24 protein-coding genes are annotated in these 25,582 nt (G+C 69.5%); 12 read left to right on the top strand and 12 right to left on the bottom strand.

The features are described 5' to 3' along the window. Positions 1-90: 90 nt before the first annotated feature. The gene (locus JOE46_RS02635) at positions 91-1,236 is read left to right on the top strand and encodes an acyl-CoA dehydrogenase family protein (RefSeq protein ID WP_027499503.1); all 1,146 of its coding nucleotides are present in this window, start codon (positions 91-93) and stop codon (positions 1,234-1,236) included. Between the two features lie 78 nt (positions 1,237-1,314). Here JOE46_RS02635 and lexA read toward each other — a convergent pair whose 3' ends face one another. Next, positions 1,315-2,046: a transcriptional repressor LexA gene (gene lexA / locus JOE46_RS02640; RefSeq protein WP_097211233.1), complete on the bottom strand. Its 732-nt coding sequence runs from the start codon at positions 2,044-2,046 to the stop codon at positions 1,315-1,317. A gap of 187 nt (positions 2,047-2,233) precedes the next feature. Between lexA and JOE46_RS02645 the strand changes: the two genes are divergently transcribed. Beyond that, the gene (locus JOE46_RS02645; RefSeq protein WP_143548428.1) at positions 2,234-2,701 is read left to right on the top strand and encodes a LysM peptidoglycan-binding domain-containing protein; all 468 of its coding nucleotides are present in this window, start codon (positions 2,234-2,236) and stop codon (positions 2,699-2,701) included. A gap of 108 nt (positions 2,702-2,809) precedes the next feature. Beyond that, complete coding sequence (nrdR, locus tag JOE46_RS02650; protein WP_077041388.1) at positions 2,810-3,274, top strand: transcriptional regulator NrdR; 465 nt, start codon at positions 2,810-2,812, stop codon at positions 3,272-3,274. Positions 3,275-3,277: 3 nt separating this feature from the next. On the opposite strand, the gene hrpA is transcribed toward nrdR, so the two are convergent. Further along, on the bottom strand, positions 3,278-7,186 hold the full coding sequence (gene hrpA, locus JOE46_RS02655; protein ID WP_097211235.1) for an ATP-dependent RNA helicase HrpA: 3,909 nt from the start codon (positions 7,184-7,186) through the stop codon (positions 3,278-3,280). Between the two features lie 73 nt (positions 7,187-7,259). Between hrpA and JOE46_RS02660 the strand changes: the two genes are divergently transcribed. Further along, positions 7,260-7,961: a Pr6Pr family membrane protein gene (locus JOE46_RS02660; RefSeq protein ID WP_269588119.1), complete on the top strand. Its 702-nt coding sequence runs from the start codon at positions 7,260-7,262 to the stop codon at positions 7,959-7,961. Positions 7,962-7,996: 35 nt separating this feature from the next. Continuing rightward, positions 7,997-9,190, top strand: coding sequence for an aspartate aminotransferase family protein (locus JOE46_RS02665; RefSeq protein ID WP_097211338.1), 1,194 nt, complete (start codon positions 7,997-7,999; stop codon positions 9,188-9,190). A gap of 25 nt (positions 9,191-9,215) precedes the next feature. Here the strand turns inward: JOE46_RS02665 and JOE46_RS02670 are convergent, their stop codons facing one another. From JOE46_RS02670 to JOE46_RS02680, 3 genes are all read right to left on the bottom strand, one after another. Beyond that, positions 9,216-10,193, bottom strand: coding sequence for a hypothetical protein (locus tag JOE46_RS02670; RefSeq protein WP_209926153.1), 978 nt, complete (start codon positions 10,191-10,193; stop codon positions 9,216-9,218). Between the two features lie 73 nt (positions 10,194-10,266). After that, on the bottom strand, positions 10,267-11,229 hold the full coding sequence (locus JOE46_RS02675; protein WP_245220905.1) for a TauD/TfdA family dioxygenase: 963 nt from the start codon (positions 11,227-11,229) through the stop codon (positions 10,267-10,269). Position 11,230: 1 nt separating this feature from the next. Continuing rightward, positions 11,231-11,497, bottom strand: coding sequence for a hypothetical protein (locus JOE46_RS02680; RefSeq protein ID WP_097211238.1), 267 nt, complete (start codon positions 11,495-11,497; stop codon positions 11,231-11,233). Between the two features lie 17 nt (positions 11,498-11,514). Here JOE46_RS02680 and JOE46_RS02685 point away from each other — a divergent pair, with 17 nt between their 5' ends. Beyond that, a complete protein-coding gene (locus JOE46_RS02685) occupies positions 11,515-12,213 on the top strand; it encodes a hypothetical protein (RefSeq protein ID WP_097211239.1) in 699 nt (232 codons plus the stop codon). A 22-nt stretch (positions 12,214-12,235) separates the two neighbouring features. On the opposite strand, the gene JOE46_RS02690 is transcribed toward JOE46_RS02685, so the two are convergent. Then, positions 12,236-12,814 (bottom strand): dihydrofolate reductase family protein, encoded by a 579-nt coding sequence (locus JOE46_RS02690; protein ID WP_209926155.1) that lies wholly within the window; start codon positions 12,812-12,814, stop codon positions 12,236-12,238. A 70-nt stretch (positions 12,815-12,884) separates the two neighbouring features. Here JOE46_RS02690 and JOE46_RS02695 point away from each other — a divergent pair, with 70 nt between their 5' ends. After that, positions 12,885-13,457 carry a TetR/AcrR family transcriptional regulator gene (locus tag JOE46_RS02695; RefSeq protein ID WP_097211241.1) on the top strand — a complete coding sequence of 191 codons (573 nt, stop codon included), beginning with the start codon at positions 12,885-12,887 and terminating at the stop codon, positions 13,455-13,457. A gap of 9 nt (positions 13,458-13,466) precedes the next feature. Here JOE46_RS02695 and JOE46_RS02700 read toward each other — a convergent pair whose 3' ends face one another. The 3 genes from JOE46_RS02700 to JOE46_RS02710 form a co-directional block, all read right to left on the bottom strand. After that, positions 13,467-14,141, bottom strand: a complete 675-nt coding sequence (locus JOE46_RS02700) for a PhzF family phenazine biosynthesis protein (protein ID WP_097211242.1) — start codon at positions 14,139-14,141, stop codon at positions 13,467-13,469. A gap of 93 nt (positions 14,142-14,234) precedes the next feature. Then, positions 14,235-14,774 carry a carboxymuconolactone decarboxylase family protein gene (locus JOE46_RS02705; protein WP_097211243.1) on the bottom strand — a complete coding sequence of 180 codons (540 nt, stop codon included), beginning with the start codon at positions 14,772-14,774 and terminating at the stop codon, positions 14,235-14,237. A 2-nt stretch (positions 14,775-14,776) separates the two neighbouring features. Continuing rightward, entirely contained in the window at positions 14,777-15,364 is a 588-nt protein-coding gene (locus tag JOE46_RS02710) for a peroxiredoxin (protein WP_077041398.1), read from the bottom strand. A 188-nt stretch (positions 15,365-15,552) separates the two neighbouring features. Between JOE46_RS02710 and JOE46_RS02715 the strand changes: the two genes are divergently transcribed. From JOE46_RS02715 to JOE46_RS02730, 4 genes are all read left to right on the top strand, one after another. After that, positions 15,553-16,494 carry a LysR substrate-binding domain-containing protein gene (locus JOE46_RS02715; protein ID WP_097211244.1) on the top strand — a complete coding sequence of 314 codons (942 nt, stop codon included), beginning with the start codon at positions 15,553-15,555 and terminating at the stop codon, positions 16,492-16,494. A 64-nt stretch (positions 16,495-16,558) separates the two neighbouring features. Next, positions 16,559-16,843, top strand: coding sequence for a DUF1490 family protein (locus JOE46_RS02720; protein ID WP_209926167.1), 285 nt, complete (start codon positions 16,559-16,561; stop codon positions 16,841-16,843). 6 nt (positions 16,844-16,849) lie between these two features. Then, a complete protein-coding gene (locus JOE46_RS02725) occupies positions 16,850-19,039 on the top strand; it encodes a cation-translocating P-type ATPase (protein WP_209926169.1) in 2,190 nt (729 codons plus the stop codon). Between the two features lie 99 nt (positions 19,040-19,138). Beyond that, complete coding sequence (locus JOE46_RS02730; RefSeq protein WP_097211246.1) at positions 19,139-20,317, top strand: acetyl-CoA C-acyltransferase; 1,179 nt, start codon at positions 19,139-19,141, stop codon at positions 20,315-20,317. Positions 20,318-20,379: 62 nt separating this feature from the next. Here JOE46_RS02730 and JOE46_RS02735 read toward each other — a convergent pair whose 3' ends face one another. Next, positions 20,380-21,126: a LysR substrate-binding domain-containing protein gene (locus tag JOE46_RS02735; RefSeq protein ID WP_209926171.1), complete on the bottom strand. Its 747-nt coding sequence runs from the start codon at positions 21,124-21,126 to the stop codon at positions 20,380-20,382. A gap of 55 nt (positions 21,127-21,181) precedes the next feature. On the opposite strand from JOE46_RS02735, the gene JOE46_RS02740 reads away from it, so the two are divergent. Further along, positions 21,182-21,619: a DUF5997 family protein gene (locus tag JOE46_RS02740; protein ID WP_209926173.1), complete on the top strand. Its 438-nt coding sequence runs from the start codon at positions 21,182-21,184 to the stop codon at positions 21,617-21,619. Here the strand turns inward: JOE46_RS02740 and JOE46_RS02745 are convergent. Together JOE46_RS02745 and JOE46_RS02750 are read right to left on the bottom strand one after the other, a co-directional pair. Continuing rightward, complete coding sequence (locus JOE46_RS02745; RefSeq protein WP_209928924.1) at positions 21,616-23,046, bottom strand: amidohydrolase; 1,431 nt, start codon at positions 23,044-23,046, stop codon at positions 21,616-21,618. The two genes, JOE46_RS02740 and JOE46_RS02745, sit on opposite strands and share 4 nt — an antisense overlap. A gap of 5 nt (positions 23,047-23,051) precedes the next feature. Then, positions 23,052-25,556 (bottom strand): RNA helicase, encoded by a 2,505-nt coding sequence (locus JOE46_RS02750; protein ID WP_097211249.1) that lies wholly within the window; start codon positions 25,554-25,556, stop codon positions 23,052-23,054. Between the last annotated feature and the right edge of the window lie 26 nt (positions 25,557-25,582).

Raw genomic sequence — 25,582 nt, forward strand, 5'->3', positions numbered from 1 at the left:
GGTCACAGATTGCGCTCGCTAGGGTCATCGACCGCCGAGTCGGACGACGCCTAGCCTGGCAGGCAGCTACGTCGACACACAGGAGCCTTGATGGAACGCACGCTTTTCGAGCCCGAGCACCTTCTCTTCCGGGAGTCCTACCAGAAGTTCCTCGAGCAGGAGGTCGCTCCCAACCACGACAAGTGGGAAGAGCAGAACATCGTCGACCGTGAGGTCTGGAAGAAGGCGGGCGAGCAGGGCTTCCTCGGCATGGACGTGCCCGAGGAGTACGGCGGCGGCGGCGTCGAGGACTTCCGCTACAACGCCATCATCACCGAGGAGACCACCCGTGGTGGTTTCAGTGGCGTCGGTTTCATGCTCCACAACGACGTGGTGGCGCCGTACCTGCTCAAGCTGGCCAACGAGGAGCAGAAGAAGCGCTGGCTGCCCGGTTTCTGTTCCGGTGAGATCATCACCGCGATCGCGATGACCGAGCCAGGAACCGGCAGCGACCTGCAGAACATCAAGACCCGCGCGGTGCGCGACGGCGACCACTGGGTCCTCAACGGCTCGAAGACCTTCATCACCAACGGGATCAACGCCGACCTGGTGGTCGTGGTCGCGTGCACGGACCCGGACAAGGGCGCCCAGGGCTTCTCGCTCCTCGTCGTCGAGCGCGGCATGGAGGGCTTCGAGCGCGGTCGTAATCTGGACAAGATCGGCCTCAAGGCGCAGGACACCGCCGAGCTCAGCTTCACCGACGTGCGGGTCCCCGCTGCCAACCTCCTCGGCGAGGAGGGCATGGGCTTCATCTACCTGATGCAGAACCTGCCGCAGGAGCGCATGTCGATCGCCGTCGTCGCCGCCGCAGCGATGGAATCCTGCCTCGAGATGACGATGCAGTACGTCCGCGACCGCAAGGCGTTCGGCAAGCCGATCGGCAGCTTCCAGAACACCCGCTTCGTGCTCGCCGAGCTCGCCACCGAGACCACCGCCGTGCGGATCCTCGTGGACAAGTTCATCGAGCAGCTCAACGAAGGCAAGCTCACCGTCCAGGAGGCCGCGATGGCCAAGTGGTGGACCACCGAGGCGCAGGTCAAGCTGATCGATCGCTGCCTTCAGCTGCACGGCGGCTACGGCTACATGCGCGAGTACCCGATCGCCAAGGCGTACATGGACTCTCGCGTGCAGACCATCTACGGCGGCACCACCGAGATCATGAAGGAGATCATCGGCCGGGGACTGAACCTGTCCTGATCGGACCGGACACGAGAAAGGCCGCGGCACCGGGTGCCGCGGCCTTTCTCGTGCGTACCGGGGTTCGGTCTCGGCCGATCAGATCTTGCGCATCACCGTGACGACCTTGCCGAGAATGGCCGCGTCGTTGCCGGGGATCGGTTCGAACAGCGGATTGTGCGGCATCAGCCACACCTCGCCCTTGCTCCGCTTGAATGTCTTGACGGTCGCCTCGCCGTCGATCATCGCGGCCACGATGTCGCCGTTGTCGGCCACGCTCTGCTGCCGGACGACCACCCAGTCGCCGTCGCAGATCGCCGCCTCGATCATCGATTCGCCGACCACCTTCAGCAGGAACAACGATCCCTGGCCGACGAGCTCGCGGGGGAGGGGGAACACGTCCTCGACGGCCTCCTCGGCGAGGATCGGACCGCCTGCGGCGATCCGTCCGAGCACGGGGACGAAAGTCGGCTTCGGCAGCTGGGTCTCGGTGCCCTCGCCCGCGGGCTGCGCCGCGTGCTCGAATCCGGCCTCGGTGTCGGAGGCCGCCACACCGTCGTCCAGCCCGCGGACGTCCACGGCGCGCGGACGGTTGGGATCGCGTCGCAGGAATCCCTTGCGTTCGAGCGTGCGGAGCTGGTGCGCGACCGACGAGGTCGAGGTGAGCCCGACCGCGTCGCCGATCTCGCGGATGCTCGGCGGGTAGCCGCGTTCGCTGACCGAGGCGCGGATCACCTCCAGCACCCGGCGCTGTCGATCCGTGAGCCCCGCCGCGAGGTCGGTTCCGCCTGGGGTGGCGGCCGAGCCGTCGTTGGAGCTGTCGTCCTTCATGGAGGGCCTCCCGTGTCGATGTGGGTTCTGACACGAATCTAGACCGGATTCCAGCATGTTTCAAACATCTGTTCGAGATGTGTCGCGTCAAGTCGAGACTTTGTCGGACCGTCGTGGTAGAAATCGAACATGCGTTCACTCGAACGTGTGAACGAATGAAGCGAAACCATCACCGGCGGAGGTTCCGATGAGCATGGCAGTCCCCATGAGCATGGCAGTTCCCACGAGCAGGGCGGTCCCGAAGAACACGGTCCCGAACGGCGGCAGGTCGCGACAGGTGGTCGCACGCAGGCGCCGGGTGGACGGCTTCGTCGAATACGGCCGGGCGCCGATGCCGGTGTCGAGGGCGGTTCACGGCAAGAGCGAGCGGGAGAGCGGACTCGGCGCGCTGGTCGTGGGGATGCTGCTGTCGGCGGTCGCCGTGGCCGGCCTGCTCGGGATCGCGCAGGCCCGGTCGAACCCGCAGTTCGCCCTCGGCGAGACCGCGGTGGTGCAGGTGCAGGGCGGAGAGACGCTCAGCGACGTCGCGTCGCGCGTCGCACCGGAGGGCCGTGTCGAGCAGGTCGTGGCGCGGATTCTCGACCTGAACGCCATGTCAGGAGCCTCGGTGCAGGCGGGACAATCGCTGGTGGTGCCCGTCGGACCGGTGGACTGAACCCCGATGCGCGCCCTCGGGCGCCCGGCGGCGGTATCCTCGAACCCTGTCAGCCCCACCACATCCAGTGGTCGTACAGGGCTCCTCGGTTCCGACGAAGGATTCGCCATGCATTGCCCGTTCTGTAGGCATCCCGATTCGCGCGTGGTCGACTCTCGTGAAGCCGACGAGGGCAACGCCATTCGCAGGCGGCGATCGTGCCCGGAATGCGGTCGGCGGTTCACCACCGTCGAGACCGCGGTGCTCTCGGTGGTCAAGCGCAGCGGCGTGACCGAGCCGTTCAGCCGCGAGAAGGTGGTCCGCGGCGTCCGGCGCGCCTGCCAGGGCCGGGCGGTGGACGAGGACGCGCTCTACAAGCTCGCCCAGAAGGTCGAGGAGGCCGTGCGCGCGGCCGGATCGGCCGAGATCCCCAGCAACGAGGTCGGGTTGGCGATCCTCGGTCCGCTCCGCGACCTCGACGAGGTGGCCTACCTGCGATTCGCCTCGGTGTACCGCTCTTTCAGCTCCGCCGAGGATTTCGAGCGCGAGATCAAGGACCTGCGCGTGCATCGCGAAGAATCCGCGACCGACTGACCGTCACCTGGTGATCGCGGCGATCGCCTTTCGGATCCGCTTCTCGGACACGGGGTACGGGGTACCGAGCGACTGCGCGAACAGGCCGACCCTCAGTTCCTCGATCATCCAGCGGACCGCGTCCACATCCGGGTCGTGGTGTCTGCGCTCGTCCAGACGGGCGAGCAACCGGCCATAGTCCTCGTACACCGCGTCCAGCATCACCAAGCCCTGGCTGTCGCGCCCCGCGCTCGCGGGGAGCGCCTCGAGACGGCGGATGGCGCCCTCCAGGTACCGGGGCAGCTCCCGCAGCCGGTCGGTGCCGGTGTCGGTGACGAATCCGGCATACATCAGCGTCTCGAGCTGCTCGCGCACATCGTCGGCGGCCTCTCCCGTGGCGCGATCGAGGATCACGCGCAGCTCCTGGGCACGGGACAGCGCGGGGACCACCAACCGGACCAGTACCGCCACCCGGGTGGCGAGCTGGGCTCGCACCGCGGCCTGCAGCTTCTCGAACGCCTCAGGGGTACGGGTCGGCCCGCCGTTCGCGTCCATCAGCTCATTCACCGCGCAGGCCCGGCAGTCCTCGACGAGGGCCTCCACGCTGCCGTGCGGATTCTGGCTCAGGGCCAGCCGATCCCGGGTGCCGAGGCCGGAGATCGCGGACTTGGTCGGGGTGACGATGGCGCTCAGCAGCAGGGCCCTTGTGCCCTCGCGCATCGCCTGGCGCTGCGCGAGCGGGGTGCTGAGGACCCGGACAGCGACGCCCTCCTTCTCGGGGACGAGCGCCGGGTATCCGACCACCTTCTGGCCCGCGATGGTGCGGGTCACGCTGTCCGGCAGGGTACCGAGTGTCTCCGACGTCCAGACCGCGGCGGCCGGACGCTCGGTGCTCGAGGCGGCCTTGGCCACCTCGACGTCGACGCGGGGCGAGAGCGAGGCGGAGAGCCCGGTCAGGCTCTTGCTCCGGCCCAGTACCTTGCCCGAACCGTCGACCGCGGCGAAGGTCATCCGCAGGTGATCGGGGACCGCGCTCAGGTCGAAGTCGCGGGGCGAGATCGGGACGCCTGCCATTCGGGACAGTTCCCTGGCGATCGCCATGGTCAACGCCTCGGATCGCGGTTTGACGGCCGACAGCGCCGCCCTGGCGTAGTCGGGCGCGGGGACCACGGTGCGGCGCAACGGTTTCGGCAGCGTCTTGATGAGCGCGGTGACCAGGTCCTCGCGCATGCCGGGCACCAGCCAGTCGAAGCCGACCGGGCGGACCTGGGCGAGCAGCGCGACGGGGATGCGTGCGGTGACGCCGTCGTCCTCGGTCCCGGGTTCGAACTGGTAGGTCAGCGGGAACGAGATCTCGCCCTGGCGCCAGGTGTTCGGATAATCACCGCCGAGCACCCCGGCGGCATCGGCGTTCACGATGGTCGACGCGGTGAAGTTCAGCAGGTCCGGTTCCGTGCGCCTGGCGCGCTTCCACCAGGTGTCGAAGTGCCTGGCGGACACGGCTTCCTGGCCGACGCGTTGGTCGTAGAACTCGTAGAGGGCCTCGTCGTCGACCAGGATGTCGCGCCTGCGTGCCCTGGTCTCCATCTCCTCGACGTCCTCGAGCAGGGCCCGGTTCTGATGGAAGAACTTGTGCTGGGTCTGCCATTCGCCCTGGACCAGCGCGTGCCGGATGAACAGCTCCCGCGAGGTCTCTGGGTCGATCGAGCTGTAGGTGACCGCCCGCTTGGCGACCAGCGGGATGCCGTACAGCGTGACCCGCTCGTACGCCATCGCGCAGGCGCGCTTGGTCGACCAGTGCGGCTCGGAGTAGGTGCGCTTGATCAGGTGCGGCGCCAGCTTCTCCGCCCACTCGGGCTCGATGCCGGCCGCCATCCGGCCCCAGAGCCTGGAGGTTTCCACCAGTTCGGCGGCCATCACCCAGCGTGGCGGCTTCTTGAACAGCGAGGAACCGGGGAACACCGCGAACCGGGCGCCACGGGCGCCGAGGAAGTCTCGCTTGTCGCCCTCGCGCAGGCCGATGTGGGAGAGCAGCCCGGACAGGAGCGCCTGGTGCACCGAGGCCTCGCCGGCGGGCTGGTCGTTGCCGGTCCAGCCGAGCCCACGGGTGATCTGCGCGAGCTGGCCGTGCAGGTCCTGCCACTCCCTGATCCGCAGCCAGTGCAAGAACTCGTTCTTGCACATCTTCCGGAACTGGTTGGAGGACAGCTCCTTCCGCTGCTCGCCGAGGTATTCCCACAGCTTCAGGTAGGCGAGGAAATCGGAGCCGCCCACGGTGAACCTGGCGTGCTTCTCGTCGGCGGCCTGCTGGTGTTCGGCCGGCCGCTCGCGCACGTCTTGGATCGACAGCGCGGCGACGATGATGAGGGTCTCGCGCAGGCACCCGGTGTTGTGCGCATGAGCGAGCATCCGGGCCATCCGGGGGTCCACCGGCAACTGGGCGAGCTCCCGCCCCACCGGTGTCAGCTCGGTGACGCCGTCCTTGGCGCCCGGCTTGATCGCCCCGAGTTCCTCGAGCAACGCGACGCCATCACGGATGGCGCGCGGATCCGGCGCCTCCACGAACGGGAAGGCGGCGATGTCGCCGAGGCCGAGGGCGGTCATCTGCAGCACCACCGACGCCAGGTTGGTGCGCAGGATCTCGGGTTCGGTGAAGGCCGGACGTGACTCGAAGTCGTCCTCGGAGTAGAGGCGGATGCAGATGCCGTCTGCGACACGGCCACAGCGTCCGGCCCGCTGGCGGGCCGAGGCCTGCGAGATCTCCTCGATCGGCAGCCGCTGGACCTTGGTGCGCACGGAGTACCGGGAGATGCGGGCGGTGCCGGGATCGATGACATACCGGATGCCGGGGACCGTCAGCGAGGTCTCCGCGACGTTGGTCGAGAGCACCACCCGGCGGCCCGTGTGCCGCTCGAAGACCCGGTGCTGCTCGGCCGCGGACAGCCGGGCGTACAGGGGCAGGATCTCTGTGCCGCGCAGCTTGCGGTCCCGCAGCGCGTCGGCGGTGTCGCGGATCTCGCGTTCGCCGGAGAGGAACACCAGGATGTCGCCGTCGCCTTCACCGAGCAGTTCCTCGACCGCCTCGCCGACCGCGTCGACGGGGTCGCGATCGATGGTCTGCTCGCCGACGTCGACGCTCAGGGGCCGGTACCGGACCTCGACCGGGAAGGTACGTCCCGAGACCTCCACGATCGGTGCGGGCACCCCGTTCACGGCGAAGTGCTGTGCGAAGCGCTCCGGGTCGATCGTCGCGGAGGTGATGATCACCTTCAGGTCGGGCCGCCGCGGCAACAGTTCCCTGAGGTAGCCGAGGATGAAGTCGATGTTGAGGCTGCGTTCGTGCGCCTCGTCGATGATGAGGGTGTCGTACCGGCGCAGCATCCGGTCGCGCTGGATCTCGGCGAGCAGGATGCCGTCGGTCATCAGCTTGATCAGGGTGCCGTCCGACACCTGGTCGGTGAAGCGGACCGTGTACCCCACGGCCCCGCCGAGCGGGGTGTCCAACTCCTCGGCGATGCGCTCAGCGACGGTGCGCGCCGCGATCCGGCGCGGCTGGGTGTGCCCGATCAGCCCGCGCACCCCACGCCCGAGGTCGAGACAGATCTTCGGGATCTGGGTTGTCTTACCGGATCCGGTCTCGCCGGCCACGATGACGACCTGGTTCGCCGCGATCGCGGCGGCGATGTCGTCACGGCGCAGGCTGACCGGAAGGTTGTCCGGGTAGCTGGTCTTCGGGGTGTTGGCGCGGCGAGTGGCGATGCGCGCCTCCGCCTGCGACACCTCCCGGAGGACCCCGGTGAGGGCCTCGGGGTTCGAGGCGCGGTCGAGACGGCGTCGGAGTCGGTGCTCGTCTCGGAGGGAGAGGTGGGCCAGGCGGCGCTTGAGCTCGCGCCGGTCGACGTCGGGCAGCTCGGGCGAAGGTGTGGTGGACATGCTCGGACCAGCCTATCGAAAGGCCGCCACTCAAATACCGCAGCCCGTTGTTGCCCTGTGCGAACATCTGCGGGTGACTGCTGCCACGGATACCCCGGTCTACCCACACACGAATCCGGTCTGGCGGGCGCTGCGGCTGGTGTTCGCCGGTCTCGGGATCCTCGCGCTGGTCTGGATCCCGCTGCGCAACATCGACAGCGAGACGTTCTCGACCACCAATTACTTCAGCTACTTCACCATCCTCAGCAACGTGTTGACGGTGATCGTGTTCCTCGTCGGGGCGTTCGGGGACCCGCAGTCGCGGAATTGGCAGCTCTTTCGCGGCGCGACCACCGTGTACATGGTCATCACCGGGATCATCTACGCGGTCCTGCTCGCCAACGTCGATGTGATGCTGCAGGACAAATGGATCAACGTCCTCCTTCACGAGATCCTGCCGCTCGCGATCTTCCTCGATTGGCTGATCAACCCGCCGCGGATGCGGATCACCGACGGGCAGTCGATGACCTGGCTGACGTTCCCGGTCGTCTACGGCGTCTACACACTCGTCCGCGGCCCGATCGTCGACTGGTACCCGTATCCGTTCATCGATCCCCGCGTGCAGGGCTACCTGCAGATGTCCATCGGGCTGGTGGTGCTGCTGTTGGCCATGGTGCTGATGTCGTTCGCGGTCAACGCCGCGGGCAGGCTCGCCCAGCGGTGGCGATACGGTGGAACCGAGCGCCGGATGGCGGCGGAAGGGATCGCCACCGGCGAGAGCGAGGAGATGGCGTGACGAACACCCAGGCACTGTGGCACGGATTCGCGGACATGGGCGCGGTGAGCGAGGGCGGTCCGTTTGTCGTCAGCCGCGGCGAGGGCGCGTACATCTGGGACGACAAAGGCAACCGCTACCTGGACGCGACAGCGGGCCTGTGGTTCACCAACGTCGGGCACGGCCGCGCCGAGATCGCGGACGCGGTTGCGACGCAGCTCCGGTCGATCGCGCACTTCTCCAACTTCGGCGACTTCGCGCCTGAGACCACATTCGCGCTCGCCGAGCGCCTGTCCGCGATCGCGCCGGTGCCCGGTAGCAAGATCTTCTTCACCTCGGGCGGCTCGGACTCCGTCGACACCGCGGCAAAGCTGGCCCGGCGCTACTGGCACGAGATGGGCAAGCCGAACAAGCGGATCGTGGTCGGGCGGCAGAAGGCCTACCACGGCATGCACGTTGCAGGCACCGCGCTGGCAGGCATCCCGGTGAACCGGGAAGGCTACGGCGAGCTGATGCCGGATGCCAGGACGGTGGAGTGGGACAACGGCAAGAGCCTGCTCGAACTCATCGAGCGGGAGGGCGCGGACACGATCGCGGCCTTCTTCGTCGAGCCGATCATCGGCGCGGGGGGGATCTACCTGCCGCCGGAGGGCTACCTCTCCGAGGTTCGGCAGATCTGCCGCGAGCACGACATCCTGTTCGTCGTCGACGAGGTGGTCACGGGCTTCGGCCGGATCGGTGGGTCGTGGTTCGCCTCGACGCGTTTCGACCTGCAGCCGGACATGGTGACCACGGCGAAGGGCCTCACCTCCGGATACGTCCCGATGGGTGCGGTTTTCATCGCGCCCCGGGTCGCCGAGCCCTTCTTCTCCGGTGGCGTGTGGTGGCGGCACGGGTACACCTATGGCGGGCACGCGGGCGCGGCAGCCGCGGCGCTGGCGAACCTCGACATCCTCGAGCGGGAGAACCTCCTCGAGGAGTCCGCCCGGCTCGAGCGTTCGCTGCACGAGCACCTGTCCCCGCTGGCCGAACACCCGCGGGTCGCGGAGGTGCGCAGCGGTCTCGGTGCGGTGGCGGCGGTGCAGCTCGCGGACCCCGCGGAGGCGTTGCCGTTCGTCAAGACCCTTCGGGAGCACGGCATCTCGGGTCGCGCGGCGGGCGTCGGCGCCATGCAGTTCTCGCCGTCCTTCGTGATGACCGACGACGAGGTGGCCGAGATGGCGGCGGGGGTCCTCAAGGCGCTCGGCTGAGCGCTCGCGCCGGCCGGTCGACGGTTCAGTGCAGGGTGAGAACCTCTGCGGTCGATCGGCGCGGCGTGCGCCCCGCCGGGGGCGAGCCGGTGACCGAGCCGATCCGCAGCAGGACCTGGGGGAGTCCGGCGCCGGGCGCAAGCGCCGCGATCATGTCCCGGCTCCGACCGACCTCGGTGAGGTGCGTCAGCGGGCAGGTCGCGATCCCTCTCGATGTCGCCTCGAGCAGGACCGCGGACAGCGCCTGCCCGCACCGCGTCCAGGACGCAGGTGAGTCGGAATCGGTGCTCAGCATCAGCACGGTGGACTCGTCGACACCCGGCCGGGGCGTCGACTCCTGCCTGCCGGGGCGAGGGAACGCTCGTCCGATCGGGACGTGTGCGCTCTCGCCGGTGGTCGCCAGCGACTCGGGAGGTATCCCCTCACCGGTGAGGGAGTGCCCGGCCCACCAGTGCAGTTCGGCCTGGTAATCGGCGTCGTAGCGCCTGGCCGCGGAGCTGGCATCGGTCGCGGCGGCCAGCGCTGTCCTCGCCTCGGGCGCGAGGACCGTCAGCGTGATGCCGAACCTGCCCGCCTGATCGCCCAGCCGCGCGGCCGGCCCCGTCTCCGGGGCGAGTGGGCCGAAGGGTCTGCGATCGGTGCGGCGGTGGCGGATGGCGGTGACCAGGTCGAAGTCGTGTGAGCGCGGGGTCGCGTCCCTGTGACAGTGGATGGCGGCGACGAGCCGGGGCAGGCTGGGCTCCGGCAGGAGGTCGATGTCCGATCGCCAGCGCAGCGAGGTGAGGGCGACCTCCACGTGATGGAGCGCGGCGCCGCAGCTGATGTGCAGCTGGCGTCCGGACGGATCGGCGGAGGGCAGGAGCCGGGTGCGCTCGCTGAACAGGTCGAGCCGACCCGCGGAGTATCGCCACCGCCAGGGCTGGCTGTTGTGCACCGATGGCGCGCGGCACGCAAGATCGACCGCGCTCTGAATGACGCCGGTGTCCGGTACCGCGTAGTCCATGCAGCCAATTATCTGCCCGGGGATCGGGCACGGCTAGGGCCTTACGACCCCACTGCCGGGATCGCCGCCTGGGTCAGCGCCGCGGGATGCCCGATCGCAGCGGTTCCGCGACGCTGTGTGCGCTGGCGGCCGACAGCCACAATCGCAGCAGGTGCCTGCGCCTGTCGAGATCGGGATGGTCCTGGTAGGTGTTGCGGGCGTGCAGGATGCGCCCGTTGTTCAGGATCTGGACGTCGCCGGGTTCGAAGACCATCTCGACGTGGAAGCGCGGCTCGTTGGCGATGGCCTCGATGAGTTCGATGGCCTCGTATTGCTCGGCCGTCAGGCGTGGGGCCTGCGGGTGCCGTTGGGAGTCGCGGATGTACCAGCTGATGTAGAACAGGCGGGGTGATCCGCCGATGTCATTGAGTGGGGCGAGTTCGAAGTACTGGGGGTCGCCCGCGGCCTCCTCGCCGTTGCGATCCCAGGGCATGGGGGAGTAGAGGACCTCGAGCAGATCCGGCCGCCGCCGCAGCACCTCGTTGTAGATCGCTGCCGAGCTGGCGATCCAGCTCTCGCCTCCGGTGGCCGCCTTGGCCAGGCACAGCAGCGCGACGAGATCGGAACCGTCGGTGTGGAAATCCTGGCGCTCCCTGGTCCGGTAGAGCCTGACGGTGGGATCGGTTCTCTCGATCCGCTCGTCGCGGATGTGGGTGAGCACCGAGCCGTCGCGATCCTGACTCACCGGATCTCCGAGCATGGACCCCAGCGCGAGGTGGGCCCGCTCGACCTCGTCGGTTCCGAGTTCGTCGAGCGGGAATCCGCGCAGCAGTACGAATCCGCATCCCGAGTTCAGCGTGTGCGCCCACTGGGCGCACCGGGCCCGAAGAGTGGGGAACAGGCGCGAGGCGTCGGCGGCGCCGGATCTGGCCGCCCCGACGATCTCCGACCGCTCGGTTCCGGTGAGGACCACGGTCCATGTCGAACTGTCGGGGAAGTCCGATCTATCCCAGACCGCGTCGGAAACCTGCGGCGTTCGGGCCATACGATCGGTCATGTCATTTCCCGCCTGGTCGGGGAACGCGCCGGAAGAGGCCCGACAGGCGTTCGCGCAGAGTGGGTTTCACCTCGATCAGATCCACCCGTGGGAGGTCGGCCGCGGCGGTGGCCTGCGCGAAACGGGCGTGCAGCTGGGACCGGACCTCGTCGGGGGTGTAGGCGCGGCGCTTGCGTTCGGCGCGCGCGGCGAGTGCCCCCGTTGCCGCGACCCCGACGACGCCCGCGAGTCCGACGAGCTTCCACACGTTCCTGCCGTCCATGCGCATCGCTCTAGGCTAGGTGCATGAGTCGCCGGATGCACGAATCGCAGGTGAGCCTCGACGAGGCCGTGGATGCCACCCGAACCGGGGACATCTGGATCTTCCGCGGGCACTCGGGCGCCGATCGGGCGATCCAGACGCTGACGAACAGCCCGGTGAACCACGTCGGGATGTCGGTGGTTCTCGACGACATGCCGCCGCTGATGTGGCACGCGGAGCTCGGACATTCCTTGCAGGACATGTGGACCGGACGGTTCCAGCGCGGGGTACAGCTGCACGACCTGCGGCAGGCGGTTCAGGTGTGGGGTGCGAAGTACGGTCAGCGCGGCTGGCTGCGGCAGCTCGAGGAGCCGGTGACCCGGGAGCAGGAGGACGCGTTGATGCGCACCGTCGCGCGGCTGGACGGCACGCCGTTCCCGTCCACGGCCAAGCTGGTCACCCGTTGGTTCGGCGGCCGGCTGCCGTCGCTGCGGCGCAGTTCGGCCCGGGATTCCGCGGAGGCTTCGGCCGGGCTCGAGAGCGCGTACTGCGCCGAGGTGGTCGCGCAGACCTACGAGTCCATGGGGCTGCTCACCGAGCGCCGCAAGACGAATTGGTATGACCCGGGCCGATTCTGGAGCGGCGACCGGTTGCCGCTGGCCCCGGGGGTGACGCTGGGCGGGGAGATCGAGGTGCTGCTCAGCGATGCCGATCTGGCGGCGGGCCGGTCGCCGGAGAGCTGACGGCGACCGGCCCCGTGTCGGGTCAGGCCGCCGGGGTCCGGGAGAACCAGGTGACCGAGGCGCCGCTGTCGAAGGACTCGGTGCGGGTCGGGGTGAACCGCGTCGGCAGGAACGCTCCGTCGAACGCCGGGATGCCTGCCCCCGCGATCACGGGGTAGCGCTTGATGACGAGCTCGTCGATCTCGGGCAGCAGGGTGCCCGCCAGCTTTCCGCCGCCCGCGAGCCAGATGTCCATCCCCTCCTGGGCCTTGAGCTCGCGGACGAGGCCGAGCGGGTCGCCGGTGACCAGCTCGACCGCCGGGTCGGCGATCTCGCCGAGGGTGGTCGAGACCACATGCTGCTTCAGGTGGGCGTAGGGGCTGGTGACTCCGACGTCGAGTCCTGGCTGATAGGTCCCGAGGCCCATGACCACCGTGTCGAACGCCTGGCGGTCGGTGCCCTCGAGGCCGACGTGCGGGCGGATGTGGGTGGGGACGGTGTCCGGGTATCGCTGGGTGATCCATGTGGTCACGTCGTCCAAGAGCATGAAGTCCCACTCGCCGCCCGGGCCGGCGATGTAACCGTCGAGCGAGATTCCCACGTAGTACACAAGCTTGCGCATACAGCTGCTCCGTCCGTAGTACTCTGTTTGAAGTGGTCTGAACGTAGTACTACGGATGGAGTGGTGTCAAGTGCGGAGTAATCCGGAGAGACGAGCGGCATTGGTCGACGCCGCGATAGAGGTCCTGGCGGAACTGGGTGCGCGCGGGCTCACCTTCCGGGCCGTCGATTCGCGAGCGGGGGTGCCGCCGGGTACGGCGTCGAACTACTTCGCCAACCGCGACGACCTGTTGGCTCAGGCGGGAGGCCGGTTCTACGAGCGGCTGACCCCCGACGACGAGTCCTTGGCGCAGAGCCTCGGGGGTCCGCACGACCGTGATCATCTGGTCGGGCTGATGCGCGAGGTCGTCGGCAGGATCACCGAGTTCCGCACGGGCTTCCTCGCCCTGCTCGAGCTCAGGCTCGAGGCGACCCGGCGACCCGAGTTGCGCGCGGTGCTGACCGAACGGATCCGGGCCGACCTGGACTTCAACGTCACCAACCACCTGCAGGCGGGCATGCCGGGCGACGCCACCACGGTCCGCCTGCTCTACCTCGCGCTGAACTGGCTGATCGTCGATCGGCTGACGCTGCCGGAGTTGTTCTCGGAGAGCGAGATCGACGAACTCATCGAGGCCGCGGTCGATCGCGCGTTGTCCGGGTAGCCGGTCGGTCTACGCGCTCAGCGTGCGGTCCGGGTGTACGCGTCCACCGACGTCGACCCATCCGTCCTTCGAGTAGACGGTGTAGATCTGCGAGCCGCGCCCCTGGGTGATGTGCAGGCTTCGACGCAGGTGCTCGGTGATCCGGACCGCAGCCGCACCGGTGGCCTCGTCCTCCGGAATCCCCATGAGCGGGGCGAACATTCGGGATCTGATCGCACCCTCGCCGGCCCAGGCCCAGACGTAGTGGTGTCCGGAGTCGAACGAGTCCGCCCTGGTGGAGACCACCGCGGCGGAGTCGGGTTTCGGGTGCAGGGTGAACTCGGGCGCCCAGTCGGGTTTGGCGCGTACCCAGGTCATCCCGTGATCGACGTAGGTCGTGACCGGGCCCGCCGGGACCTCGAGGACGTCGACCGCCGCGCCCCGTTCGCGCAGCCACCAGGACAGGCCCACCGTCGGGTGCCCGGCGAAGGGCAGTTCGGTGGCTGGGGTGAAGATCTGCGCCCGCGTGCTCGCGGCGCCCGGGCCGGGCAGCTCGACGAAAATCGTCTCGCTGAACCCGAGTTCGGCGGCCAGGCCCTGCCTGCGATCCGCCGGCACCAGTGCCGCATCCACGATGCCCAATGCGTTGCCGTGGTGGCCGTTCGCATCGGTGAAGACCCTGACGACGTCAACCTCGATACTCATCGTTAAACGATACCGCCGGTAACGACCGAAGGTGCCTTTTGTGCTATCCGATCGCACAAAAGACACCTTCGGGATGTGACGGGTGAAGCCGGGCTAAACGCTCGCGCCCGCGAGGGCCTCGCTGGCGGTGACCGCCTGGGCCACGCCCTGGAGGGTCGCGGCGACCTTGACGGCTTCCCAGACCTGTTCCTTGGTCAGGCCCTCCTTGCGGACGACCGCGTCGTGGGCGCCGGTGCAATGGTCGCAGCCGTTGATGGTCGACACGGCGAGCGACCACAGCTCGAAGTCGGCCTTCTCGACGCCGGGGCTGCCGATGATGTTCATGCGAAGGCCCATGCGCACCTGGGTGTAATCCTCACCGAGGTAGCCCTTTGCGCGGTACGCGACGTTGTTCATGCCCATGATCGACGCGGCGCCGAGGGCGGCGTTGTATGCCTCCGCCGACAGGTTGTCGGCGGCCTCTTCCGCGATCTCCCGCAACACGGTCGCGGACCGGGTGGCGGCCGCTGCGGCGAGGAACGTGCCCCAGAGCTGCTGCTCGTTCAGCTCGGTGGACCGGGACAGCGAGCTGAGGTTCAGCTTGAGGTCCTTGGCGTACTCGGGCAGCGAGTTCTTCAGGTTCTCGACGCTCATGACTAGACGCTCTCGGCCAGCAGCTCGCCGGCGTTGATGGTCGGGTCGCCCTTCTTCCAGTTGCAGGCGCACAGCTCGTCGGACTGCAGTGCGTCGAGCACGCGCAGCACCTCGTCGACGTTGCGGCCGACGGAACCGGCGGTCACGGAGACGAACTGGATCTCGTTGTTCGGGTCCACGATGAAGGTGGCGCGGTCCGCGACACCGTCGGCGTTGAGGACGCCGGTGGCCTCGGCCAGCTCACGCTTGAGGTCCGAGAGCATCGGGAAGGGGAGGGTCTTGAGCTCGTCGTGCTGTGCGCGCCACTGGAAGTGCACGAACTCGTTGTCGACCGAGGCGCCGAGCACCTGGGCGTCGCGATCCGCGAACTCCTCGTTCAGCTTGCCGAACGCGGCGATCTCGGTGGGGCACACGAAGGTGAAGTCCTTGGGCCAGAAGAACACGATCCGCCACTTGCCCGCGTAGTCGTCGCTGGTGACCTGGGTGAAGTAGTCGTCGGGCTGCTGGGCGTCGACCTTGGACAGGTCCCCGCCGATGACGGCCTTGAGGTTGTACGCCGGGAACTGGTCGCCGATGGTCAGCAGAGCCATATGTCTCGTCCTCCTACTTGTGATGGATCTTCGGGCACGGGCAACCACACTGGTGGCTGCGCCGGGGTGATTTCGATACCGGGAGCGGGTCTCGCGGTTCCCCGCTGACCTGCGCTCTTTGGTATGAGTCCATAGTGCCCGAAACCTTTCAAAAGGTAAAGGCGATATATGCCACTACACTGATAGGTATGGCTGATCAGACTTATCAACCCACACTGTCGCAGCTGCGTGCCTTCGTCGCGGTGGCCGAATACCGCCACTTCGGTACCGCGGCAGCGCGATTGAATGTGAGCCAGCCCACGTTGTCGCAGGCGCTGGCGGCGCTCGAGAACGGGCTCGGGGTGCAGCTGATCGAGCGCAGCACCCGTCGGGTGCTCGTGACGGACGCCGGCACCCAGCTGCTCGCGCAGGCGAAGATGATCCTCGAGGCCGCGGACGGGTTCGTCGCCACAGCGGCCGGCGTGGGGGACCGGCTCGGCGGCCCGCTTCGCATGGGTCTGATCCCGACCGTCGCGCCGTACGTCCTGCCCGCCCTGCTGCCTGCGATGCGTGCGGAGCTGCCGGCCGTGGTGCCCCAGGTGATCGAGGACCAGACCGCCCGGCTGTTGGATTCGCTGCGCGCGGGCGTGCTGGACGTCGCGGTCCTTGCGCTCCCGTCGGAGGCGACCGGGTTGGTGGAGATCCCCCTCTACACAGAGGATTTCGTGATGGTGGTGCCCGGTGACCACGAGCTGGCCGGTCGGGTCGACCTGTCGCCACAGGTGCTCGACGACCTGCCGCTGCTGCTGCTCGACGAGGGGCACTGCCTCCGCGACCAGACCCTCGACCTGTGCCGCTCGGTGGACGCGCACCCGTCGTCCGGGGACACAAGGGCTACCTCGCTCGCGACCGTGGTGCAGTGCGTCGCCGGCGGCCTCGGGGTGACCCTGGTGCCGGACTCGGCGGTCCCGGTGGAGACCCGCCGCGGCGACCTCGCCACCGCCCGGTTCGCGAGCCCGGCGCCGGGCCGGACGATCGGCCTGGTGTTCCGCTCCTCCAGCGGGCGCGTCGACGGCTACCGCAGGCTCGCCGATGTGGTGCGGTCGGTCGCGCCGGGCGCTGCCGCGACGCCGTCCGTGGGTTCCCGATAGGGCTCCGCGATCGCGGGTCGGTGCGTCACAATGGACGTACGCCGCACCAGCAGGAGGAACGACGATGCCTCTGCACGGACTGATCATCAAGGCCGCCTCGACGGTGGTCACCGGGGCCGTGGGGGTCGCCGCCTACAACGGGGCGCGGCGGATCGTCGCGAGGGCGCCGTTGCGGGAAGCCGCCGTGACGGCCACCGAGTGGGGCCTGCGCGGAGCGCGCAAGGCGGAGGAAGGCGCGGAGTCCGCCCGCCTCACGATGGCAGACGTGGTGGCCGAAGCGCGCGAGCGGCTCGGCGAAGAGGTGCCGCCGCCAGGGGTTGCGGACGTGGGCCACGGGCACGCTCACTAGGGTGAGATGTCCGCGGAACCGGCAGTCCTGCATCAGGTTCCGACCGCGGTCGGAGACCTGACCGTCCTCTCCGATGCCGGTGGGCGGGTGCGGATGCACGCGCCGTGGCTGCGGGGCAGCAGGCCACGGGCGGTCGCAGTCGAGGACGCCGTCGGCGCCCTGACCGGGGTGCGGGCCGTGCACGCCTATCCGCGCACCGCCTCGATTGTCATCTGGTACTCGCCCCGCACCGCCGACCGGGACGGATTCGCGGCGGCCATCCGCGACAGCAGGCTCATCCCCGACGCCCTGGTGCCGGATCGGGCGCCCACCTCCGCCGACATCGGCAACGCCGACGTCGTGCGGATGGCGGTCGGCGGGGTGGCGCTGGTGCTGCTCGGTTTCCGCAGGTACGCACTCGGGAGGCCCGCGCTGCTCGGCCCCACCGGACGCGCCGTGGCCACCGGGGCGACGGTGTTCACGGGATACCCCTTCCTGCGTGGGGCGCTGCGGGCGCTGCGCGGCAGCAGGGCGCCCGGCACCGACGCGCTGGTCTCGGCCGCGACCGTCGCCAGCCTCGTGCTCCGCGAGAACGTCGTCGCCCTCACCGTGCTGTGGCTCCTGAACATCGGTGAGTACCTTCAGGATCTGACCCTGCGCCGCACCCGACGCGCCATCTCGGACCTGCTCAAGGGCACCCAGGACACCGCCTGGGTCCGGACCGCCGACGGGAGCGAGGTCCAGGTCGGGATCGACGCACTGGAGATCGGCGACGAGGTGATCGTGCACGAGCACGTCGCCCTCGCGGTCGACGGGATCGTGATCGAGGGTGAGGCCATCGTCGACCGGTCCGCGATCACCGGCGAGACGCTGCCCGCGAGCATCGTCGCGGGGGCAAGGGTGCACGCCGGCTCGGTCGTGATGCGGGGCAGGCTGGTGGTGCGTGCGGACGCGGTCGGTGACGACACCACCATCGGTCGGATCATCACCCGCGTCGAGGCGGCGCAGGAGGACCGGGCCGCGATCCAGACGGTGGGGGAGAACTTCTCGCGCCGGTTCGTCCCCGCCTCCTTCGTACTCTCCGCGCTGACACTGGCGGTGACGCGGGACGTACGCCGGGCGATGACCATGCTGCTGGTCGCCTGCCCGTGCGCGGTCGGGCTCGCGACGCCGACGGCGATCAGCGCGGCCATCGGCAACGGCGCCCGGCGGGGGATCCTCATCAAGGGCGGCTCGCACCTCGAGGACGCAGGCCGGGTGGACGCGTTCGTCTTCGACAAGACGGGAACCCTGACCGTCGGCAGGCCCGTGGTGACCAATATCGTCGCGTTGGCGAGGGACTGGCGACCCGATCAGGTGCTGGCCTACGCCGCGAGCTCCGAGATCCACTCGCGGCATCCGCTGGCCGAGGCGGTGCTGCGATCGACGGCGGAACGGCACATCGAGATCCCGCCGCACCAGGAGTGCGAGGTGCTCGTCGGGCTGGGCATGCGCACCTGGGCCGACGGCAGGACACTGCTGCTCGGCAGCGTGTCGCTGCTCGAATCGGAGAACGTGCGGGTGTCGAAACGGGCCGCCGACTGGGTCGGCAGGTTACGTCGCCGGGCGGAGACTCCGCTGCTGCTGGCCGTCGACGGCAGGCTGGTCGGCCTGATCAGCCTGCGCGACGAGCTGCGACCGGAGGCGCAGTCGGTCCTGGACCGATTGCGGGCCACCGGGGCGCGGCGGGTGATCATGCTCACCGGCGACCATCCGGAGACGGCCGCCGCGGTCGCCACGGAGCTGGGTATCGAGGAGTGGCGGGCCGAGGTGCTCCCCGACGACAAGCTCGAGGTCGTGCAGCGGCTGCGGGCGGAGGGCCATGTGGTCGCGATGGTCGGCGACGGCACCAATGACGCACCGGCGCTCGCCGCGGCCGACATCGGGATAGCGATGGGCCTGGCGGGTACGGACGTCGCCGTCGAGACCGCCGACGTCGCGCTCGCGAGCGACGATCTGACCCGACTGCTCGAGGTCCGCGACCTCGGCGGTCACGCGGTCCGCCTGATCCGGCAGAACTACTCGATGTCCATCGCCGTCAACGCGCTCGGCCTGCTGGTCGGGGCGGGCGGCGCGTTGTCCCCGGTGTTCGCGGCGATCCTGCACAACGCGTCCTCGGTCGCCGTGGTCGCCAACAGTTCCCGCCTGATCCGCTACCGCGTCGACGGGGAACGCTGAGGCCGTCACCGCCCACGACGGTCGCCCAGGGGAGCGGATGGGACGATGGATCGAACCCGCACCCGTGTGCGGTGATCGAACGACGAAGGAGATTCAGGCGTGAGCACCAGTGTCATCGTGGCAGGGGCCAGGACCCCGATCGGCAAGCTCTCCGGCGCGCTGGCGTCGCTGACGGCGGCGGAGTTGGGTGGGCGGGCGATCGCCGCCGCCCTCGAACGCAGCGGCCTCGGTACCGACGGTGTCGACGCAGTGGTGATGGGCACCGTGGTGCAGGCCGGTGTCGGCCCGAACCCGGCGCGGCAGGCGGCGGTCGCAGCAGGCCTGCCGATGACGGTGCCCGCCACCACCGTGAACAACCTCTGCCTGTCCGGCCTCGAGGCGATCATGCAGGCCGACCGGCTGATCGCCACCGGCGCCGCCGATGTCGTGGTCGCGGGCGGCATGGAGTCGATGACGAACGCGCCGTACCTGGTGCGCGGCGCAAGGACCGGACTGAAGTACGGCACCACCGGCTTCGAGGACGCCCTCGACCGCGACGCTCTGGTGTGCGCGTTCGACGGCGTGTCGATGGGCGCGTCCACCGAGAGCTACCAGGCCTCGGAGAACATCAGCCGCGCCGAGCAGGACGAGTTCGCGGCCCGGTCGCACCGCCTCGCCGCCGCCGCGACCGAGTCGGGCGCGTTCGCGGCCGAGATCGCGCCGGTGGAGATCGCGTCCCGCAAGGGCGCCGTCACCGTCGCCGACGACGAGGGCATCCGCGCGGGGACCACCGTGGACTCCCTTGGCAAGCTCCGTCCGGCGTTCGCGAAGGACGGCACCATCACCGCGGGCGCGTCCTCGCAGCTGTCTGACGGCGCAGCCGCGGTCATCGTGATGCGCAAGGACGTCGCGGAGGCCCGCGGCATCGAGTGGATCGCGGAGATCAAGGCGCACGCCCTCGTCGCGGGCCCCGACACCTCCCTGCTGCACCAGCCCGCCAACGCCATCGAGGCGGCGCTGAAGCGTGACGGCGAGACCACCGTCGCCGACCTCGACCTGCTCGAGATCAACGAGGCCTTCGCCGGTGTCGCGATCGCGTCGATGCGTCAGCTCGGCGTCGCCGCGGACAAGGTCAACATCCACGGCGGTGCCATCGCGGTCGGGCACCCGGTCGGCATGTCCGGCGCGCGGATCGTCCTCTCCCTGGCGCATTCGCTCAAGGCGCGCGGCGGCGGCAAGGGCGCGGCGGCCCTCTGTGGCGGCGGTGGCCAGGGCATCGCGATGATCATCGAGGTCTAGGCGGCTGCGCCGCCTGTGCGCGGTTGACGAGTGTCAGGACTCGTCAACCGCGCACGGGCGCGTCAGCGCCTGCCGCGCTTGGCGGGCTTGCCGCCCTTGGTGTTCCGGGGGGTCGGGTTCTTGCCCGCCTTGACGCGCGCGGCTTGTTTCGCGGCGGCCTTCTGGGAGGCGGTGCGCTTGGGGGCGGGCTCCTGCGCGTCGCGACCGCGGGAGCTGTTGACGCTGCGCCCGCGCACGATCCCGACGAACTCCTCAACCCGGTCCGTGGTCGCGTCCTGCGGCCAGGCCAGCGCGACGGGCGACTCCGGCGCATCGGTGACGGTGCGGTAGGTGAGGTCTTTGCGGTGGTGCAGCCGGGCCAGCGACTGCGGCAGCACCAGCACCCCGATCCCGGCCGCGACCAGCTCGATCGCGTCGGCGGTGGTGGCGGGCCGCTGGGCCGCCGGCGTCCCCGGCAGCGACTGCCAGTCCAGGGCGTCGTCGAGCGGGTGCAGCACGATCTCGCCCTCCAGGTCCGCCGTCGACACGGCGTCGGCCGCGGTGACCACGTGGTCCTTCGGCACCACCACGACCGGGGTCTCCTCGTAGAGCGCGATCACGCTCAGGCCGCCGCTGTCGATCGGCAGCCGCACCAGGCCGGCGTCCGCGAGGCCGTCACGCAGCAGGGTCGGCGCGTCGGCCGCGGTCGTGACGACCAGCTCCAGCCGGACGTCGGGGTGGCGTTCGCCCCAGATCCGCACCCACTTGGACGGCGTGACGCCGGGCACATAGGCGAGCCGGAACGGGGTGGGCGCATCGGGCTCGGTCATTCCGCCAGGCTACCGGGGCGGGGAGCTCGGGTGGCAGCTCGATAGGCTGAACCCCATGAGCGCGCAGAAGACACCCCAGACGATGAAGCCGGCGACCGCCGCGAAGAAGCTGGACGTCTACCTCGAGGCAACCCCCGCCGAGTTCCGCGATGGTGTGGTGACTCGCGACGAGCTCGCCGAGCTGCGTACCAACCCGCCGCAGTGGCTGATCGACCTGCGCGCCGACGGCCCGCACCCGAAGTCCGTGGTCGCCGACAAGCTCGGTGTTTCGATTGCCGGGCTGGCCCGCGGCGGCGTGGAGGAGGCGCTGACGACCGCTCAGATCGAGGCGCTGCTCGCCGATCAGCCGGACTGGCTGCAGGCAGAGCGCAAGTCGCTGGTGGAGGTCCGCAAGGACGAGAAGCGGATCAAGGAGCAGCAGGCGACCCGGCGCGAGCAGTCGAACCGCAAGCAGCGGTTCGCGAAGCCGATCCACCACCCGAACGAGGGCTAGGCCGCCGGTTCGTAGGTCCACCGCCCGCCGAGCATCGTGCCCCACACGGGCATCGAGGCCAGGCGGGCGCCGGTGGTCGGAAGATCGTCGGTGTCCAGCACCACCAGGTCCGCGAGGTCGCCGGTCGTGACCCGCATGCGGCCGCCGGTCGACGCGGCGAGGGCAACCTCCCACGGGATCTCGTGCTCGCGGTGCCACGCCCGGCCGTCCGGCAGGGTGCGGTCCACCGCGGCGGCGAGGGTAAGCCACGGGTCCAGCGGCGCCACCGGAGCATCCGAGCCCAACGCCAACCGCACGCCCGAGGACAGCAGGGTGCCGTACGGGAACGCCCGGCCGGTGCGGCCGGGCCAGTAACGTTCGGCCAGGTCCGCATCGTCGTGTACGTGGGCGGGCTGGACGCTCGCGGTCACGCCCAGCTCGGCGAAGCGCCGAAAGTCCTTCTCCGCCACCAGTTGCGCGTGCTCGACGGACCCGCGTGCACCCGTGGCCGCGAAGGCGTCGAGCACGTGCTCGCAGGCCTGGTCGCCGATCGCGTGGATCGCGCACTCGAGCCCGTGACCGGTGGCCCGCGACATCAGCCCGATCAACTCGCGCGGCGGCACCGACAGCACCCCGTGCCCGCCGCCCGGATACGGGTCGTGGCAGTACGCGGTCCTGGTGCCGAGCGATCCGTCCACGATCACCTTCATCGGCCCGACCGTCGCCAGCCCGCGGGTGCCGGGCACCGGGTCCCCGGTGCCCGCACCGTCGGCGATCGCCTGGTCGAGCCACCGCGGCCAGACGCCGCACCGAACCCGCAGCAGGTCGGTGCCCGCGGCGATACGCCGCGCCCACACCGCGCGGTTGTCGGCGATCTCGAAGTCCGTCACCTCGACCACCCCGCGCGCGGCCGCGGCCCGTACCGCAGCGTCGACCCGGCGATCGAGCACCGCCGGGTCGACGCGCTGCACGTCGTTCATGATGGGCATGAACTCGGTCTCGGTGAGCAGGCCGCTCGGGTGCGGCGCGAGCGAGAAGCGCCGCAGCGCAGCGGTGTTGAACCACCCGCTGTGCAGGTCGCCGCTCAACGCGACGACCGGGCGGTCCGCGGTGGCCGCGTCCAGCAGCGCGGCGGTGGGGGAGTCCGGCCACAGGCCGTCCCGGAACCCGTGCGCGACGACGACGTCGGTGTCGGCGGACGGCAGATGCTCGGCGATCAGTCGAACGGCGTGCGCGGCCGAGGTCGCCCCCGACACGTCGAGCGCGGCGCGCGAGAGTGCCCACTGGTCGAGGTGCACGTGCGCGTCCCACAGACCCGGGAGCACCAGCCGCCCACCGAGATCGACGACGTCCGACGCGGCGGAACCGTCGCCGGCGATCCGGTCGCCGATGACCATCAAATCCGTCGGCGCCTCGCCGGGCGCCAACCGAGCCCCCCGCAGCAGCATCGCGCTCACCCCTCGACGACCTCGAACTCGTCGAACACCACCTCGCCTGCCGCGTCCGACTCCGCCAGGTTCACCTCGCCGACCAGCGCCCAACCGTGATCGCCCTGCGGATCGGCGATGGTCTGGCGCACCCGCCACAGCTCCGGCTCCACCTGGACCGAGAACAGTTGCGGTCCCCTGGCATCGGGTCCGGTGCCGATCTCGTCGTACTCGTCGAAGTACAGCTCCATGAGATCGGACCAGTCCTCCGACTCCAGTCCGTCGCCGAGTTCGGCGAGCGCGTCCCAGCGCTTGCGCGAGGCCAGCTCGATCCGCTTGAACATCGCGTTGCGGATCATCACCTTGAAGGCCCTGGTGTTCGCGGAGACCGGGCGCGGGACGTCGGCGCCGAACGCGATCTGCTGATCGTCGGACTCCACGCCGGGATTGGTGAGCTGCTCCCACTCGTCCAGCAGCGACGAGTCGACCTGGCGGATCAGCTCGCCCAGCCACTCGGTGATGTCCTCGAGTTCCTCGGTGCGGGCCGCGTCGGGCACGGTCTGACGCAGCGCCCGGTAGGCGTCGGCGAGATAGCGCAGCACCAGGCCCTCGGAGCGGGCAAGCCCGTAGTGGCTGACCAGCTCGGCGAAGGTCATCACGTTCTCCACCATGTCCCGCACCACCGACTTGGGGGAGAGGGAGAACTCGGAGACCCATGGGTGCCCGCCGCGGTACATCTCGAACGCGGGATAGAGCAGTTCCTCCAACGGTTTCGGCCAGGTGATCTCCTCGAGCAGCTCCATCCGCTCGTCGTACTCGATGCCGTCGGCCTTCATCTGCGCGACCGCCTCACCGCGGGCGTGGTGCTGCTGGCCCATCAGGATCTGGCGGGGGTCGTCCAGGGTGGACTCGATCACCGACACCACGTCGAGGGCGTAGGTCACCGACTCCTGGTCGAGCAGTTCGATCGCGGCAAGCGCGAAGGGCGACAGCGGCTGGTTGAGTGCGAAGTCGCGCTGCAGGTCCACCGTCAGCCTGGCCCATGACCCGTCCGGGTCCGGCGCATCGAGCTGCTCGACGATGCCGGCCTGGAGCAGCCCCCGGTACAGCGCGATCGCCCGGAGGATGTGCTTGCGCTGCTGGGGACGGGTCTCGTGGCTGTCCTCGAGGAGGTGACGCATCGCGTCGAAGCAGTTGCCCGGGCGGGCGATCACGTTGAGCAGCATCGAGTTCGAGACCCGGAACCGGGACGTGAGCTGCTCGGGGGACGCGGAGACGAGTCGCTCGAACGTCGGTTCTCCCCAGGACACAAAGCCCTCCGGCGGCTTCTTGCGCTGGATCTTCTTGAGCTTCTTCGGGTCGTCGCCCGCCCGCGCCACGAGCCGGTGGTTCTCGATCTCGTACTCCGGGGCCTGCACCACCACGGTGCCCATGGTGTCGTAGCCGGCCCGGCCCGCCCGGCCCGCGATCTGATGGAACTCGCGGGCCCGCAGGTGCCGCGTCCGGGTGCCGTCGTACTTGGTGAGCCCGGTCAGCAGCACGGTCCGGATCGGCACGTTGATGCCGACGCCGAGGGTGTCGGTTCCGCAGATGACCTTGAGCAGCCCGTCCTGTGCGAGCTTCTCGATGAGTCGGCGGTACTTGGGCAGCATGCCTGCGTGGTGCACGCCGATGCCGTGCCGGACCAAGCGGGACAACGTCTTTCCGAAGCCGGTGCTGAACCGGAAACTCCCGATCGCCTCCGCGATGGCGTCCTTTTCCTCCCGGCTGCTCATGTTGACACTGGTCAACGCCTGCGCCCGTTCGAGCGCCGCGGCCTGGGTGAAGTGCACCACGTACACGGGCGCCTGGTTGGTGGTGGCCAGCTCCTCGATGGTCTCGCCGATGGGGGAGCGGGCATACGAGAAGGACAGCGGCACCGGCCGTTCGGTGCCGCCGACCAGCGTTGTCGGGCGCCCGGTCCGGCGGGTCAGGTCCTCCTGGAAGAACGAGACGTCACCGAGCGTCGCGGACATCAGCAGGAACTGGGCGTGCGGGAGTTCGATCAGCGGGACCTGCCAGGCCCATCCGCGGTCCGGCTCGGAGTAGTAGTGGAACTCGTCCATCACGACCTGGCCGATGTCGGAGTCGGCGCCCTGCCGCAGCGCCAGGTTCGCCACGATCTCCGCGGTGGCGCAGATGATCGGCGCGCCTGCGTTGACCGAGGCGTCGCCGGTCATCATGCCCACGTTCTCGGCGCCGAACACCTCGCAGAGGGCGAAGAACTTCTCGCTCACCAGCGCCTTGATCGGTGCGGTGTAGTAGGTCCGCCTGCCCTCGGCGAGCGCCGCGAAATGGGCGCCGATCGCGACCATCGACTTGCCGGACCCCGTCGGTGTCGACAGGATGACGTTCGCGCCCGAGACGACCTCGATCAGCGACTCCTCCTGCGCCGGATACAGGGTCAGGCCCTGTTCGGCAGTCCACCGTGAGAAGGCGTCGAAGAGCGAGTCGGCATCGGGACTCGTGGGGACCAGGTCGGAGAGCAGCACCGACCCAGGTTACGGCCTGGCCGGAG

The sequence above is a fragment of the Rhodococcus sp. PvR099 genome (assembly GCF_017833315.1).
In the GTDB taxonomy this organism is placed as follows: Bacteria; Actinomycetota; Actinomycetes; order Mycobacteriales; family Mycobacteriaceae; genus Rhodococcus_G; species Rhodococcus_G oryzae.